Source organism: Streptomyces sp. NPDC051567 (assembly GCF_044454165.1).
Classification (GTDB): domain Bacteria; phylum Actinomycetota; class Actinomycetes; order Streptomycetales; family Streptomycetaceae; genus Streptomyces.
Map to the genome: position 1 here is coordinate 1 of NZ_JBITDK010000038.1, position 14,950 is coordinate 14,950.

Annotated in this window: 13 protein-coding genes; 7 read left to right on the plus strand and 6 right to left on the minus strand. The window is 72.3% G+C overall.

Features of this window, described 5'->3' with window-relative positions:
• Positions 1–173 precede the first annotated feature (173 nt).
• Complete coding sequence (locus ACIA5F_RS28255; RefSeq protein ID WP_399357786.1) at positions 174–2,327, plus strand: hypothetical protein; 2,154 nt, start codon at positions 174–176, stop codon at positions 2,325–2,327.
• On the plus strand, positions 2,275–2,988 hold the full coding sequence (locus ACIA5F_RS28260) for a hypothetical protein (protein ID WP_399357788.1): 714 nt from the start codon (positions 2,275–2,277) through the stop codon (positions 2,986–2,988). The genes ACIA5F_RS28255 and ACIA5F_RS28260 overlap by 53 nt, the downstream gene beginning before the upstream one ends.
• Before the next feature lie 14 nt (positions 2,989–3,002).
• Here ACIA5F_RS28260 and ACIA5F_RS28265 read toward each other — a convergent pair whose 3' ends face one another.
• From ACIA5F_RS28265 to ACIA5F_RS28280, 4 genes are all read right to left on the minus strand, one after another.
• Positions 3,003–3,629 (minus strand): hypothetical protein, encoded by a 627-nt coding sequence (locus ACIA5F_RS28265; protein WP_399357790.1) that lies wholly within the window; start codon positions 3,627–3,629, stop codon positions 3,003–3,005.
• A 393-nt stretch (positions 3,630–4,022) separates the two neighbouring features.
• Positions 4,023–5,066: a fatty acid desaturase gene (locus ACIA5F_RS28270; RefSeq protein WP_399357792.1), complete on the minus strand. Its 1,044-nt coding sequence runs from the start codon at positions 5,064–5,066 to the stop codon at positions 4,023–4,025.
• 104 nt (positions 5,067–5,170) lie between these two features.
• Complete coding sequence (locus ACIA5F_RS28275; protein WP_399357794.1) at positions 5,171–6,076, minus strand: hypothetical protein; 906 nt, start codon at positions 6,074–6,076, stop codon at positions 5,171–5,173.
• 154 nt (positions 6,077–6,230) lie between these two features.
• Positions 6,231–7,016: a GntR family transcriptional regulator gene (locus ACIA5F_RS28280; RefSeq protein WP_399357796.1), complete on the minus strand. Its 786-nt coding sequence runs from the start codon at positions 7,014–7,016 to the stop codon at positions 6,231–6,233.
• A gap of 236 nt (positions 7,017–7,252) precedes the next feature.
• Here ACIA5F_RS28280 and ACIA5F_RS28285 point away from each other — a divergent pair, with 236 nt between their 5' ends.
• Both ACIA5F_RS28285 and dapF read left to right on the plus strand, forming a co-directional pair.
• Positions 7,253–7,543 carry a hypothetical protein gene (locus ACIA5F_RS28285; RefSeq protein ID WP_399357798.1) on the plus strand — a complete coding sequence of 97 codons (291 nt, stop codon included), beginning with the start codon at positions 7,253–7,255 and terminating at the stop codon, positions 7,541–7,543.
• Positions 7,540–8,436, plus strand: coding sequence for a diaminopimelate epimerase (dapF, locus tag ACIA5F_RS28290; RefSeq protein ID WP_399357800.1), 897 nt, complete (start codon positions 7,540–7,542; stop codon positions 8,434–8,436). Before ACIA5F_RS28285 ends, dapF begins: the two co-directional genes overlap by 4 nt.
• 22 nt (positions 8,437–8,458) lie before the next feature.
• Here the strand turns inward: dapF and ACIA5F_RS28295 are convergent, their stop codons facing one another.
• Positions 8,459–8,719 (minus strand): hypothetical protein, encoded by a 261-nt coding sequence (locus tag ACIA5F_RS28295; protein WP_399357802.1) that lies wholly within the window; start codon positions 8,717–8,719, stop codon positions 8,459–8,461.
• Between the two features lie 402 nt (positions 8,720–9,121).
• Here ACIA5F_RS28295 and ACIA5F_RS28300 point away from each other — a divergent pair, with 402 nt between their 5' ends.
• On the plus strand, positions 9,122–10,006 hold the full coding sequence (locus tag ACIA5F_RS28300) for a DUF6008 family protein (protein WP_399357804.1): 885 nt from the start codon (positions 9,122–9,124) through the stop codon (positions 10,004–10,006).
• 2,138 nt (positions 10,007–12,144) lie between these two features.
• On the opposite strand, the gene ACIA5F_RS28305 is transcribed toward ACIA5F_RS28300, so the two are convergent.
• Complete coding sequence (locus ACIA5F_RS28305) at positions 12,145–13,086, minus strand: ScbA/BarX family gamma-butyrolactone biosynthesis protein (protein WP_399357806.1); 942 nt, start codon at positions 13,084–13,086, stop codon at positions 12,145–12,147.
• A 112-nt stretch (positions 13,087–13,198) separates the two neighbouring features.
• Between ACIA5F_RS28305 and ACIA5F_RS28310 the strand changes: the two genes are divergently transcribed.
• Positions 13,199–13,825 carry a ScbR family autoregulator-binding transcription factor gene (locus ACIA5F_RS28310; protein WP_399357808.1) on the plus strand — a complete coding sequence of 209 codons (627 nt, stop codon included), beginning with the start codon at positions 13,199–13,201 and terminating at the stop codon, positions 13,823–13,825.
• The gene (locus tag ACIA5F_RS28315; RefSeq protein WP_399357810.1) at positions 13,822–14,778 is read left to right on the plus strand and encodes an NAD-dependent epimerase/dehydratase family protein; all 957 of its coding nucleotides are present in this window, start codon (positions 13,822–13,824) and stop codon (positions 14,776–14,778) included. The genes ACIA5F_RS28310 and ACIA5F_RS28315 overlap by 4 nt, the downstream gene beginning before the upstream one ends.
• Positions 14,779–14,950 lie beyond the last annotated feature (172 nt).

A 14,950-nucleotide genomic window follows, 5' to 3' on the forward strand; every position in this document is an offset into this window, starting at 1 on the left:
TTGTACTGGACGTACTTGCGTGGTCCGACAACGCGGCGAGGCGCCGTGCCGGGCGTCGAGGGCCGGTGAACCTTTCCGGTCACAGCACTAGGCCCCCAGGATCACAGGACGGGACCACACGACGGAACCGCAGGACCACGGGACTCTAGGACCACGGGAACCCAAGGGGAGAGATGCCGGGCTACCAGGAGATCATGCGCACGGAGCTGTCCGCCCTCAGCACGGCCGCCGACGGCTGGAAGGACATGGCGAAGCAGTTCAAGACGCTCGAAGACGTGTACGAGAAGGAAGTCCAGAGCGTTTCCGCAGGAAACGGCTGGCTGGGCGAGAGCGCGCAGGTGGCCGGCGTCAACTCCGCGATCACCCGCAAGGAGTTCGACGCGGCCCAGAAGGAAGCGCTGGCCATGGAGTCGCTGCTCCGTGACGCGCACACCCGGTTCACGGACCTCAAGGCCAGGGTCCGTTCGGCCGTCTCGGACGCCCAGGACGCCGGCATGAAGGTCTCTGACCAGGGCGTCGCCGGCTACGACTTCAGCAAGGTCGACGCGGTCACCGCGCAGTCCGTGCGCCGCGACCCCGACCTCCCCGAGACCGAGCGGATCTACACGCGCCGGATCATGGACGCGGTCAAGGCGGTCACGGAATTCGACGAGGACGTCAAGACCGCCCTGCTGAACGCGTCCGGGGCCGACGGAACCTCGCCGTTCGGGTTCAACTCCAGGGCCGTCGGTGACGTCGAGGCCGTGGAGTCACTGGCCCTCACGGAGAAGATCCGTTCGGGCGACGCCTCCGCGCAGGAGCTGAAGCACTACCGCGACCTGCTGCGCGAGAACTCCGGGGACCAGCACTTCAGCGAGGCGTACCTGCACGCGCTGGGCGCGAAGGACACCCTGCTCCTGGCGGACCAGCTGAACCTGGCGGCCCACGAGCGCGGCGCCTCGGCGAGCGACAAGAAGCTCTACGAGTCGATCAACGCGGGCCTCGCGACGACGATCGCCTCGGGCACCAAGGACCCGGACGGCTACGCCTACAAGCCCTTCGTCGCCGGCCTCAAGGCCGAGGGCGCGGAGCTCGTCGCCAAGGGTACGAGGCCGACGTACGGCTACCAGGCCCTCGTGACCCTGATGGAGAACGGCGACGGCTACGGCAAGCAGTTCCTCAACGACATCGGCCACGGCATCATCGAGGCCGAGAAGTCACGGCCGAACATGTACCTCCACCACTACGACGCCGGCCGCCCGAACCTGGCCGCCGACCCGCTGGACGGCCTGCTGGGCATCATGGCCAAGGAGCCGGACGCGGCCACGCACTTCCTCGACCCCGCCGCGCCCGGCAACAAGAACGACCACCTGGAGTACCTGCTCACCGACCGCACGTGGCACGACTCCTGGATGTCGGCCCCCGGCGGCCCCCCGATGGAGCTCGGCGACCCGTACAAGGCGACGGGCCTGGGCGCGGCCATCCAGGCGGCGGCCACCGGCCACGAGGACGGGCAGCCGCTGGGCGCGCCCGGCCCGCACACCGAGGGCCAGGCCCGCGTGATGCACCACGCCGTCCGGTTCCTCGACGGCGAGATGAACGGCGACAAGTTCCCGGAGGACCTGGCGAACATCCGCCAGCCGATGGCCAAGGCGCTCGCCGACTACGTGGCCGACACCCACATCATCTTCAACGGCCAGGAGTCCGACTACGGCGGCGCCCGTGGCCGCGACTCCATCCACGGCTCGGGCGACGAGGCCCACCTCGCGGTCGGCCAGGGAAGCCTGGTCCGCGTGGTCCGCGGCATCGCGGACGACGGCCCGGCCTTCGCCCTGCTGTACGAGGCGGAACGCTCCTACGCGGCCGGACAACTCGCCACCGCCCCGGCGTACGACGGCGACCGCACGCACGGAGCCAGCGCGGACTGGGACCATCGCGGCCGGAACATCGGCATGGCCATGGGAGCCCTCAACGGCATCGGTGCCGACGTCTACAGGGACAAGGAGGACGACCGGGTCCAGTGGGCGGAAGGTACGGCCGAGTACGCGGCGGCCGGGGCGAACGGGCTCATCGGTGAGATCCCGTTCGTGGGCTCAGCGGGAGGCGCGCTGATCGACGTGGCCAAGTACGAGTGGGTCACGGACGTCAAGAGCGAGGCCGAGCAGCAAGGAAAGAAGGATGCGAGTGGGAACTACTCGAATGGCATGGACGGGACGAACCTGCTGTTCGATCAATGGGCCGAAAGGCAGAAGATGGAAGAAAACCCTGCTTTCACATCGTCGAAGGACCGTGCGAATGATGGATACACAAGTGGACGGGACGCCGCCCGCTCGCACCTTCGGTCGTGAGTTCCGCAAGGCCGGCGCGCGGTCCACGGCTGTGCTCGCCTGTGTGCTGATGGTGGCATCGTGCGCCCCTGGCGAGCCCGAGGCGAAGACAGACCATCTGTGCGAGATCACCGGCCCCTCCGAGGAGGGGAAGCTGCTGCGGGAGATCTTCCGTACGGAAGAGTTCGGGACCGAGATCCAGAACGGCACGAGCCGCCTGACGGACCGGCTGGGGGACGAACTGCGGAAGATGGAGCCCCAGAAGGCGACCGACCGGGTTCACGCGTGCGCCTACCTGCCGGACCGTCAGAAGGGGGCCGGTCGAGCGACCTTCACCTTCGGCTGGGTCCCCTTGGACCTACCGAAGGAATCCGTGCGGTCCCTGCCCGGCGGAATCCGCTACGAAGTGAACGGCACGACCGGTGAAACCAACGACACCGCGTCGCTCCTGCGGGTCCAGTGCGACATGCCCGGTGACCTCGGCCCGCTGTCGAAGAAGGCCCTGCTCCTGGCGGACGTCTCCTACTCGGTCAACATCCCCCGCAAGGACGTGGACCAGGCGACCAGGGACCGGCAGACCGTCCTCGCCTACCTCATGACCCGGCGGGTCACCGAGGCTCTCGGCTGCGAGAACAAGCCGTTGGAGAAGGAACCCGTGGTGAGCCCGCTGCCCAGCCGGTGAGGGGCGCGGGCCGCTCACCGGCCGCGTGTGGTCCTGCGTGCGGTCACCGCGGCACACCGGGCCGTTCCGGCGCCGACGGCCAGGGGCCACAGCAGTGCCGCCGGGCCGGGTTCCGCGCCGCGCAGCGGTCCGTCCACGGCGGCGAGGGCGGCCAGGGTCACCAGCGGCCCGCGCACCTGCCGCAGCAGCGCGCCGAGCGGTCCCGTGTCGCCCAGGGGTGTCGCCGAGCCGAGCATCAGGTGGGCCGGGACCGGGCCCCGGTACGCGCTCACCAGCGCGGCACCGACCAGCGCGGGCACCGGGGCCGCCGGCACCAGCAGCCGGTCCGACCACAGGCCGGTCCCGGCGGCCACCGCCGCGCCCAGCCCGGACAGCACCAGCAGCCCCGCCGCGGGCACCGGCCCCGGGGCGGACCAGGGCAGGTGCGCGGCGCGCCGGACGTCGTCCGCCTCCAGCCGGGCCGGTTCCGCCAGTTGGGCGGCGGCCAGGTACCCGGCGGGCAGCGCCGTCAGCGTGACCGGGGCCGGTACGCCGTCCAGGCACAGCAGGGCGACGGCCACGGCCGCCCACACCACCGCCCGGGCCGTCCGTCCCGGCGCGCGCGGCAGCGCGGTCGCGTCCCCCACGTCCGTCAGCCGCAAACAAAGCACCCATCACGCCGCCCCCGCCGCCTCGTGAACCCGTACACGGACCGGCGCATGACACCGGCCGCCCCGGGGTGGGCAGGGCGCCGGGGCGGACTTCGCGCGCGGGGCCGTGTCCGAGGGTCCTGGAGGTGTCCAGGGGGCAGCGGCGACGGAGGTGATGGAGGTGATGGAGGTGATGGAGGGGTGATTCCTGGGATAGAGTGATCTTGTGCTCGCGACCGGGACTCCCGGTGGTGGGACCGGCGTTGGTGGTCCAAGGAAAGACACCCCACTTCCCGTGGGGGAATGCAGGTGCAAGGCCTGCCCAGCGCTCGATCAAGGCCCCGGCCTCCTCATGGAGGCCGGGGCCTTCGTGTCGTGCGGGTCGTACCGCTGCCCGGGTGACCGTCAGAAGCGGGCAGGGGAGGTGGCGGTGAGGGCGCGGTAGTGGCGGCGGGCGACCGAGTTCGTGCCGAGGGCCAGGGCGTCGGGTGCGAAGTGCGGCGGCCCGAGGTGGCGTTCGAGGGCGGGCAGGTAGTTCCAGCGCAGGCCCGGGTGGGCGGAGTGCGCGTAGTGGTGCAGGTCGCCGTAGGGGAGCCAGGTGGCGGTGGCGAGGGCCGCGAGGGCGCGGCTGCGGGGGTAGAGGCGCAGGCAGCGGCCCGCCTCGACCCGGGCCTTGGAGCCGGTGCGGTGCTCGGGGTCGAACCAGGTGTGCTCGGCGAACAGGCTCCACCAGGCGAGCAGCGGGTACAGCAGCAGCCGCGGGACCAGCCAGCCGAAGACGGCCGCGGGCCATCCCACGAGGAGGAGGGCGGCGGCCGGGACGGCGAGGAAGGCGAGCAGGCGGCCGGGCCCCGGGCGCAGTGCGTCCCGGAGCGAGGCGACGGTGACGGCCAGGCCGGCCGGGGTGAGCGGGTGGACCACGGCGAGGGCGAACCGGGACGGGCCGATGCCCGGCCGGAGCCCCGCCCGGGTGAGCTCGGCGAGGTTGGGGTCGGCGGCCAGGGTGGCGTGGGGGTGGTGGTCGCGCACGTGGCGCCGCCTTCGCGCGGGGACGGGCGGCAGGCCGAGCGGCAGGTGCGCGAAGACCTCGGCGAGGAACGTGTTGGCCCGGCCGGTGCGGGCGAGGACCCCGTGGACGGCGTGGTGGCTGAGCTCCTGGAGGTGCCGGAACTGGACGGCGACGCCCGCCGAGGCCACCGCGGCGCCCAGCGGCCCCTGCGCGGCGAGCAGCCACCATCCGGCGATCTGGACCCACTGTCCGGCCAGCAGCACCAGCGGGGTCACGTCGTTGGCGCGGGCCCGCTGGAGGGCTATGAGCCCGGCCGCGTCGGCGGTGCGTGGACGGCGTCGCCCGTAGTGGACGCGGTCGGCCTGGCGCAGGACGATGCCGAGGGCGATCAGGGACAGGGCGAGCAGCATGGGGCGGTCCCGGGAGACAGGGGCGGGCACGACCCCACCGAACGCCACACACCGTACATCTGGTGCACCGTAAGCCCTGGTGGCGGGCGTTGCCGTCAGCCGTCAGCCGGGCGACGATACGGGCCGGGCGGTGGTCACAGGCCCGCGACGGTGGTGGTGATGCGGGTCTCGTCCCAGGTGCCGGCGTCGAGAAGGGGGCGGGCGGCGGCCTCGTAGGTCTGCAGGACGCGGGGCGCGGAGTCGGAGCCGTGGCCCCAGACGGATTCGAAGCGGCCGGTCCAGCGGCCGATGCCCTTGAAGTACACGCTGGAGCGGCCCCGCCTGTAGCCGGCGTCGCCCTGTTCCTCCTCGACGAGGGCGGCGGCGCCCGCGAAGACGACGACGTCGACGGCCTGGTCCGCGCGGAGGCGGTCGCGGACGGCGAGGCCGCAGGTGACACCGAGGTCGCGGTGCTGGCCGACGAGGTCGAGGAGGGGCCGGGCGAAGTCCTGCCGGGCGAGGTCGGCGGCGTGGACGATGAAGAGCCGCTGGATGGTGCCGCCGCCCTGGAGGAAGCGGCGGTTGGCCGCGAGGTACTCGCGCCGTCCGGTGAGCAGGGCCGGGTCGGTGGTCAGGTCCGCGGCCAGGATGCGCTGCGGCTGGGCCCGGGAGTCGGTGACGGTGTCGACGAGCAGGGCCGACAGGCGCGGGACCTCGGAGGCGTACACGCGCAGGTGGCCGTCGGCGATCTCGCCGTAGTCGGAGATGAGTTCCGCTTCGAGCCGGGAGCGGACCCGGTCGTAGTACTGGGCGTCGTCCATGGCCTTGAGGTTGGTGACCCGGCGCAGGTGGATGAAGGTCCTGCGCATCCAGTAGTGGCCCGCGACCAGGACGAGGATGAGGGCGGCCTGGACGACGAGCAGCAGTTTCAGGTCGATCCGTTCGGCGGCCCAGCCGATGACGGGGACGACGAGGCCGGCGATGCCGACGGCGGCGCCGAGGGCGGGCGAGCCCAGGGCCCGGGCGGTCCGTCCGAGCGGACGGGGGTGGGCGTCGCTCATCCCCGGCGTTCCCGCTGCTCCCGCTGTTCCTGGCATTCCTGGCATTCCTGGTTCCTCCCCCGTGTCCGGCCCGGTCCGGCCGTGCGGTCCATCCTCCCCGGGCGGTCGCGCCCGGTCCGCCGATCCGGCGGATTCACCCCGCCCGGCGGCGGGTTCACCGCGGTCCGTGGCCGTCGGCCGTGCCCCGGGGGGCGCCGGTGCGGAGGGCGATGTCGTAGTCGATGTCCCAGCGGTCGGCGGGGACCAGGAGGTCCGCGGTCTCCACCGGGCGGTCGTCGCTGTCGTAGAAGGTGCGCTCGATCAGCATCGCGAGCGCACCGGCCGGGATGCCGAGCTGCTGTGCCTGGTCGCGGTCGGTCTGGACCGGCCGGAGCCGCTCCACCGTCCGGGCGACGGCGATGCCCAGGTGCGCCATCCGGTCGACGACGCTGCGCCCGCCGAGCGGGCCGCCGTCCGGCAGGACGACGACGCTCCGGCCGGTGATGGCCATCGGCTCCCAGCTGACGGAGGTCATCACCGGGCGGCGGCAGACGTCGAGGAAGTCGTACTCGGTCCGCACGCACAGGTCGCCTGGCGCGATGGCGAGGCGGGCGGCGACCTGTGCGGGGGCGGGGACCTTGGCGGTGCTCTGCGCGTCCCAGGTGGAGACCCCGGCCGGGGCGAGGCCGGCGCTGGGGTGTCCGGGCGCCGGGCAGCGGAGCATGCGCAGCCGCTCCTGCGGCGTGCGCACGTACGTGCCGGAGCCGGGCCGGCCCTCCAGGAGGCCCTCGGTGATGAGGAGTTCCTGGGCCTTGCGGATCACGTTGTCGCCGCCGCCGAACTCGGCTCCGAGCGCGGCCCGGGAGGGCAGACGGTGGCCGGGTGGCCAGGTGCCGTCGGCGATGCGCGCGCGGAAGGTGTCGGCGACGCGCTGGTAGAGGGCTGGGCTGCTGCCTGCCATGGTCCTCCCTCACCTGACTCCGTGCACCCGGCTCCGTGCACCTGACTTCATGCACCTGACTTCATGCACCCGACACCCGGCTCCGTGCGGGTCACACCTCGGGGCAACGCCCCGGCGCGACCGGTCGGTGCACTGGTTTGACAATCTAGTCCACTAGTTGAAAGCTAGTGGACTAGAAGTTGGTGGACTAGATTAACCCCGAGTGATCACTGCTTTCCGTCGACGGGTGAGTGACCGTGGCCAGCGCACAGCACAGCGGCATCATCCAGAGCGTCGTCGCCCGGCTCACCGAGCTCACCGGCCACCGGCCCCGGGTGAGGCAGGACGAGAGCGGTTCCACCGTCGAGGCCGACGTCACCCCGGAACTCACCGCCCACTGGCAGCGCCTGGTCGAGGTCCTTGAACTCGGCACGTCCTACGGGATGACCAACACCGCCGACGGCGGCTACGTCTGGCTGCGCGTCGAAGCGGGAGACCCGCCGGCAGCCCGTCCGGACGGCCTGCCGGACGACCTGGGCAGGTCATGACGGCGGGACCGCTCGTCGAGATCCCCTTCGCCAAAGGCCACGGCGCCGGAAACGACTTCCTGATCCTGGACGACGCCACCGGCCGCCTCGCGCTCACCGAGGCCGACGTGGCCCGGTGGTGCGACCGCCGCCTGGGCATCGGCGCCGACGGACTCCTGCGCGCCGTGCGCTCGGCCGCCGTTCCCGAGGCGTCCGCGATGGCCGGGCGGGCCGAGTGGTTCATGGACTACCGCAACGCCGACGGCTCCCCCGGGGCGATGTGCGGCAACGGCGCCCGCCTGCTGGCCCGTTACCTCGTCGCCGCCGGCCACTGCCCGCCCGGCCCGCTCACCCTCGCCACCCGGGCCGGTACGCGCCGCCTGCACGTCCCCGCGCAAGGGGCGCGGGGGACGGAGGGGGGCGTGCGCATCGCCATGGGGCGGCCCGTCCTGCCCGGACCCGAGGGCATCACCGTGACCGTGGGGGAGCGGAGCCGGCCCGCGCTCCACGTCGACGTCGGCAACCCGCACGCGGTGGTCCTCGTCGACGACCTGGCCCACGCCGGAGACCTCCTGGTGGCGCCGACGGTGACCCCGGCGAGCGCCTACCCGCTCGGCGTCACCGTCGAGTTCGTCCGCGACCTCGGCTTCGCCCGGAGCCCCGGCTCCCACCACCTGGCGCTGCGCGTGCACGAACGCGGCGTCGGCGAGACCCCGTCCTGCGGCACCGGGGCCTGCGCCGCCGTCGCGGCCGTCCGCCACCGGGACCCGCGCCCGGCGGGCCCGGCCCGCTACACCGTCGACGCCCCCGGCGGGCGGCTCCGCGTCGACGTGGCCGCCGACGGCTCCATGACCCTCACCGGCCCGGCCCGGATCGTCGCCCGGGGCACGCTCCGCCTCCCCGCGGCGAGCTGACCGGCCGTCGGGTCCGGAGGCGTCAGAGGAGGAGTTCCGCCGTCCCGGCCAGGATCAGGAGGCCGCCGCAGACGGCGACCACGGAGCCCAGTATCCGGAAGAGCAGGGTGGACACGAGGGACGGTGCCGGGCCGAGCAGGCCCCGGGCCTGCCTGCGGAGTTCCTCGCGGGCCTCGGCGCGGTGCTTCAGCGAGGTGGCCGCGCCCCGGAGGTTCAGGGCGAACGGGCCCCCTCCGACCACGCTGACCAGGCCGAAAGCGATCAGGACGATACCGGTGCTCATATGTTTTCCCCCAGGGTGTGACGTGAGCCCGCCCGCACCGGTTCCGAGGAGTTCCTCCTGCCGGGCGACAAGCTCCTGCCCGTCAGTTCGTCATCGGCCCCCACAACTACCCGCTGATGCGGCAGGACGGCAACCCTGTCGGCCGCGCACGTGGCCGGTGCCGGGCCGTGGGCCTCGGGCACCTTCGGCGACCCGGGTGCTCGCCGGGTGGCCGGTGGGGTTGTGGCGAGACGATGTTCGAGGGTCGAATGGGTGTCTGGAAAGGCACGAGGGAAGAACCCCCGCCGGCCGCGGTTGCCTAGGGTGTTGCCCGCACCGGGACATCGGTCATCCCCGACGGGGCGGGGACCGCTTTCCTGTGCCGGTCCGCACGGTTCCGTCTCGCCCCCACTAGGAGCATCGATGAATCATCCTCCCGGTATGCCAGGAATGCCAGGGATGCCGGGCATGGATGGCATGGCGTCCTCGGTGGACACGATCGGCGCCGTTCTGTTCCTCCTCTGGACCGCCGCGATGTGGGCCGCCGTCGCCGTGCTCGCGTACGCGAACCGCGGTGCGGTGCGGCCGTGGCTGTACAAGGGCGCGGTCGCGCTGATCGGGCTCGGGGTCGTGGGCCAGCTCGGCCACTTCCAGGAGCACGTCTCGCAGGCCGGTTACTGGGTCTTCCACCCGACGTCCCCGGCCTGGATGACACCGTGGGCCAACAGCCTCTCCCGGGGCATGGGGCAGGTCGACATGACCAAGCCCTCGCTGGGCATGGAGATCCTGCACCTCACCGGCAACCTCATCTTCCTCGCGGGGCTCGTCGGCATCGTGCTGATCACCAAGCGGGTCGCCGGAGAGCTGAAGTCCCGCAAGTGGGCCACGATGGGTGTCTGGATGCAGGGCATTCACGGGGTCGAGCACGTCGTCCTGACGCTGTCCGTCGCGTTGGGCGCCGACCGCGCGGTCGGGCTCTCGACCTGGTTCGGCGCGATACCGCCGGGACCCGCGCTCACGACGTACCGGGTGTGGTGGCACTTCGTCGCCAACTTGATCGGGACCGGCATCCTGGCCCTGTCGCTGTACCACCTGTGGCGCGAACGCCGGGTGGTCAAGGCCGCGTACGCGAGGGACAAGGCCCAGGCGGCCGTCGAGGACGACTCCACGGGTCCGCACACCGCCGGTTCCTCCGACGCCCCCGGGTCCGTCACGGCCACGGCGGTGTGCGCCGGGTGCGGGACGGTCACGGCGTCGGCCGGGGAATCCGGGTCGCACGAACCCGTACTGGCAGGACGCACCGGGTAGCGGGGCGCCTCTTCCTCTTCCTCTCCTTCTCCTTCTTCTCCCTCTTGCTCTTCCTCCGGTCGGCCGGGTGCTTCCCCGGCGGGAGACGGCGCCGGCGAGGACAGGAGGGGGGTGCGCTCCGGTGTGTCGGTCAGACAGCGCCAGCACAGACCCTCTGTCGAGGCCGCCCGGGTGCACCGGCCGTCCTTGCCGGAACACCGCAGCTCCGGCGGGACCGGATCGGACGGTTCGCGCTGGGGGAGGTACGGGGCGGGGCCGGGGACGCCGGTGCGGCTCTCGACGCAGTCCCGGCACTCGCCCTCGTTGCCCGGCCGGTGGGGGCGCTCGCACTTGGGGCAGCAGGGGCGTGGAGGAGCCGGACTGAAGGTTCCGTCGCCGGGCGGGCCGAGGAGGCCGCGCGCCCGCAGGTACCGGATCTCCGTACAGGCCCGGCACGTCTCCTTGCTGTGCCAGATCAGGCCCGCCTCGCACTCGGGGTCGGCGCAGCCCCACGAGGGCAGTGCCACCCCCAGGAGCCAGCGGCCGACGTCCCTGATGTCGGAGACCATCGTCCCGGCGAGACGGGTCGTGAACCGGTGCTGGAGGCGCTCCACGCTCGTGCCGTCCGCGAGCTGACGGTCGATCTCCTTGCCCATGCGGCGCAGGACGTATCCGCTCACCTCGCCCAGCAGGAACCGGACCGGTTCGAGCGTCTCCAGGGCCGCCCTGCTGAAGAGAACGGGGGCTCCTGTGTCGCTCCTGATCCGGGCGGGGGTGCCGGCGGCGGGCGCCGACAGGGGCCTTGCGGGAGGGGCAGCGGGAGCGGGAGGGCTCTGGGCCTCAAGGGCCGGATCGGCGGTGGCGGCGGCGGTGGCGGCGGTGCCTGCTGGGGAAGAACATTCCGCGCGGAGCGCGCCGCTGTCAACGTCGTCCCCGGGCCGGTCCGTCTCGCTCTCGCCCGGGCTCGCGCGCACTACCTGTAGTGCGCCTCCGGCGGATGGAAAGACTGTCCTTTCCCCCGGTCGGTGATTCCTGAGGTCTTCCTCATTCGCGAGGGAACCCTCACTGTTGTGCTCACCCGATCCCTCACCGATGGACGTACCCGAGGGCTCCGTGGGAGGCTCGAAAACGTCCATGGTGGACTCTTGTTCGAAGGGTGATGCGGTCGCGAAGACGTTGACCTGAAAGAAGTGGCGGCCCTGGAAGCCCTCCCGGCGTCCCACGGTGATCCAGCCCTTCTCCGCGAGCCTGCGGATGATCCGGCGTACCGCCACCGAACCGACCGGGCGGCCGGCCCGGAGACCGCGCCCGTGGTGGACGTGGGCGGCGATGTCACGGGCCGCCATCGGGATGTTGCGGGCGACGCCGTAGGAGATGGCGGCGTAGGCGCGCAGTTCGCGGGGGAGCAGGCACTCACTGGCGTGGACGGGGAGCCAGACGAAGCGTTCCCCGGGGTCCAGCGGCCGTATCTGGCGCCGGGCCGTCGCCCCGACACCGCCCGGCAGCGTGCGGCGGGCGTTCAGGGGCAGTTCGACGACGCCGTCCGAGGCGGGGGCCCTGAGCTGGGCTATCCCGCGCTCCACGGTCGCCACGGAGAGGCCGAGGTACTCCGCCAGCCGCCCCACCCCGGCCGTGCACCCCTCCGGACGCCTGGCGAGCGCCGCGATCTTGATGTACACGCTGAGGGCCGCGTTGTCGTAACAGGGCGACTCCACGAGCCGCATCGGTACTTTCACCCGGCTGCTGAAATGGCGTTTGACCAGGGAAACCTCGGAAGAGGCACCGGCGGGGGAGAGGGGGTCGGGCAACGAACTTTCAGGCAAGCTGTTTTCAGGCCAAGCTGGTTCGAGGGCCGACTGGAAATCCGGAGAGCTTTGGTCCATGATTGGCAGGTCTCTGTTGCAGGAGGCATCGCGGAGCCTCAATGGGTTGGGAGCGAAGCGAAGCAGTTCGCACGTGCTTGCCGGGCCAGCCCCGCAGCGCGCCTTCACCCAGTGAACTCGCAATCGGCGGGTGAAGAAGACGAACGGTCGCAACCCCGGTGTTTCGGGCACCGGGTTCGATCGTCGGCAAGGGAACGTGCAGGACCACTGTCAGCCCCGTCCGTTACATCGATCCTCCCCACCTGTGCGTGTCCGGGTACGGACCACCACAACAGTTCAGACCGACGTCATGTCCGTCATCTCCGTTGTCGCGGTGAAGGCGAAGGTACCGCCCTGGAGACCGTTCACGCGCACACTCCGGCGAGTGCCCCCGACGTCGGAGGAAGTCGTCTCCGCTTCGATCCAGCACGGAGTGTCGAATTCCACGTAGTGGTTGAACGACACGTCCATCGACGTCGGCATCATCGCGCCCCATGAGGGCTCCAGGGCGTGACCGGCCTGGCGGACCGACTCCAGCAGGAGCATCCCGGGGACGTGGTCCAGCGGGTGGTCGAACAGGACCGGATGCGCGGTGTCCACGCGCAACTGCCATCGCCAGCGCTCCTGCGTGGGCGACAGCACGATGTCCCGGTGGCGACGGCGCCCCGCGGTACCGCGCGAGACCGGGTCCGGCGGCATCGGCGCCGACTCGGACATCCGCGCCGCGTCCCCCCGGCCCACGCGCAGCCGTTCGTACACGGCCGGCGAGTAGTTGCTGAAACCGATGCTCGCCACCGCCAGGAGAGATTTGTCACGGACGGCCTCGATGTGCATGACCATCGAGGAGGGCACCGAGCGGTGACGGCGGACGTCGGAACACGTCACGTGCAGCGTGATCTCGGCGGGTTTCGTCGCGATGCGCATCGCCTGCGGGTTCAGCGCGTACTGCAGTCGGGTCCAGCCGATGTGGTGGCCGAGCGGGAGACCGTACCCCGTGTGGGACAGGAGCAGGCCGCACTGCCGGATCGTCTCGCAGAGCAACAGCGGGTCGTGCATGTCGTGTTCGGGTGCGTAGAACCCGTGGCTGCGTGGCCACTGGGCGCTGACGGTGAAGGCGTCGGTCCCCGTGTGCTCCCAACCCGTCAGGAACACCTCCGACAGCGCTGCCCTGTGGACGTACTCCCTGGGAACCGTGGTGGTCAGGCCCGGTACCGAACGACGTTCTGATGTTGTGAGCATGCCTCTCCCCTGGGGCGTGCGTATGTGGTGGCCAACGCATCTACCCGTCACGTGGGCCGATCTGTAAAATAAGGGTGTTCGTTTTTTTTGTCGAGAGGGATCGGGGCACCTGATGACCGAGCCGCGCCAGCAGCGGGCCGTGAAGACGCGGGAAGCGATCATCTACGCTGCCGCCCAGATCTTCGACGAGTGCGGGTACAGCGGCGCCAGCATCAGCAAGATCATGGAGCATGCCGGCGTCACCCAGGGCGGCATGTACTTCCACTTCAAGTCCAAGCAGGAGCTCGCCCGGGTGGTGATGGCGAAGCAGCAGGAGTTCGTCTCCTTCCCCGCGGGCGACCCCGGTCTGCAGCGACTGATCGACCTGACGTTCTTCATGGCGCACGCGCTCCAGACCAATGTGCTGGTGCGGGCCAGCGTCCGGCTCTCCGTCGAGCAGGGCGAGTTCGGGAAACCCGATGCCACCGCCTACCACGAGTGGGTGGATCAGCTGTGCTTCTTCCTGTACGCCGCCCGGGACCGGGGCGAGCTGCTCGACGACGTCGTCGAGCGGGAGGTCGCCGCCCTCTTGACCGGCGCTTTCGCCGGAGTCCAGATCTACTCGAACATCGCCACAGGCCGGGCCGACCTGACCGACCGTCTGGTCTCGCTGTGGCGGTACACGCTTCCGGCGCTGGCCCCCGCGCACGTCCGGGCCAAACTGGTCCTGCGGCCCCACGTCCAGGAGCAGGCGGCGTGAGGCCCCGGCGGGTGGCGCTCACCGGCGCCACCGGCTTCATCGGCTCGGCGGTCCTGGCCGAACTCGCCCGGATCAGGGACGCGACGGAGCCCGGCGCCGTGCACGTGCGCGTCCTGGGCCGGCGCCCTCCCTGGGTACCCGGCCAGGCCGACGAGTGGTACCCGGTGGACCTCACCGACCCCCGCAGCCTGCGCGGCGCCTGCGCGGACGCGGACGTCCTGGTCCACCTGGCCTCGCTGCTCGGCCCCGACGAACGCCGGTGCGCGGCCGTCAACGTCGAGGGGACGGCGGCGCTCATGGCGCAGGCGCGCCGGTCCGGGACCGGGCGGATCGTCCACCTGTCCACCTCGGCCGTCTACGGCCCCGGCCCCCACCGGGGGATCGCCGTGGACGCCGTCACCCCCGCGCCCGTCTCGCCCGCCAGCCGGACCCGGCTCGCGGGCGAGGGCCCCGCGCTCGCGGCCGGCGCGACGGTGCTCCGGCCCGGCCTGGTGATCGGCCCCGGGGACCGCTGGGTGGTCCCCGCGGTGGACCGGCTCCTCGCCTCCACCGGGGCGCTGTGGGACGGTGGGCGGGCGCTGCTCTCCCTGGTGGAGGTCGGCGACCTCGCCCGGCTCGTCGCCCGCCTCGCGCTCGGCCACCGGCCCCGGGGCCCCGCGGTGTGGCACGCCAGCCACCCGGAGCCCGTGCGCGCGGCCGACCTGGTCCGGGCGCTCACCGCACTGGGAGTGGTGCCGGAGGTGAGCGGGAACCTCTCCGTGGCCGAGTGCCTGGAGCGGATGGCGGCCTCGGACTGCAAGGTGAGCCCGCGTCAGTTCAAGATGGTCGCCCAGGACAACTGGTACGACAGCGCCCCGGTCTGGACCGCCGCCGGCTGCCACCCCGGCCCCGGGCCGCTGGCCCGCCTGGCCGGGGCCGCCCGCTGGTACCGGGAGCACCTGGCCCGGGTGTGAGAAGGGCCCCGCCCGGCAGCGTGTCGGACTCACGCTGCCGGACGGGGCCGGCCGGGACGTGGGGGGGGGGGGGTGGGGGGCCCCCCGCGCCCGGGGGGGCCGGGGGCCCGGCGCGGGGGGGGGGGGGCGGGGGGGGGGCTCCGGGGCCCCGCGGCCCGGGGCGGGGGGCGGG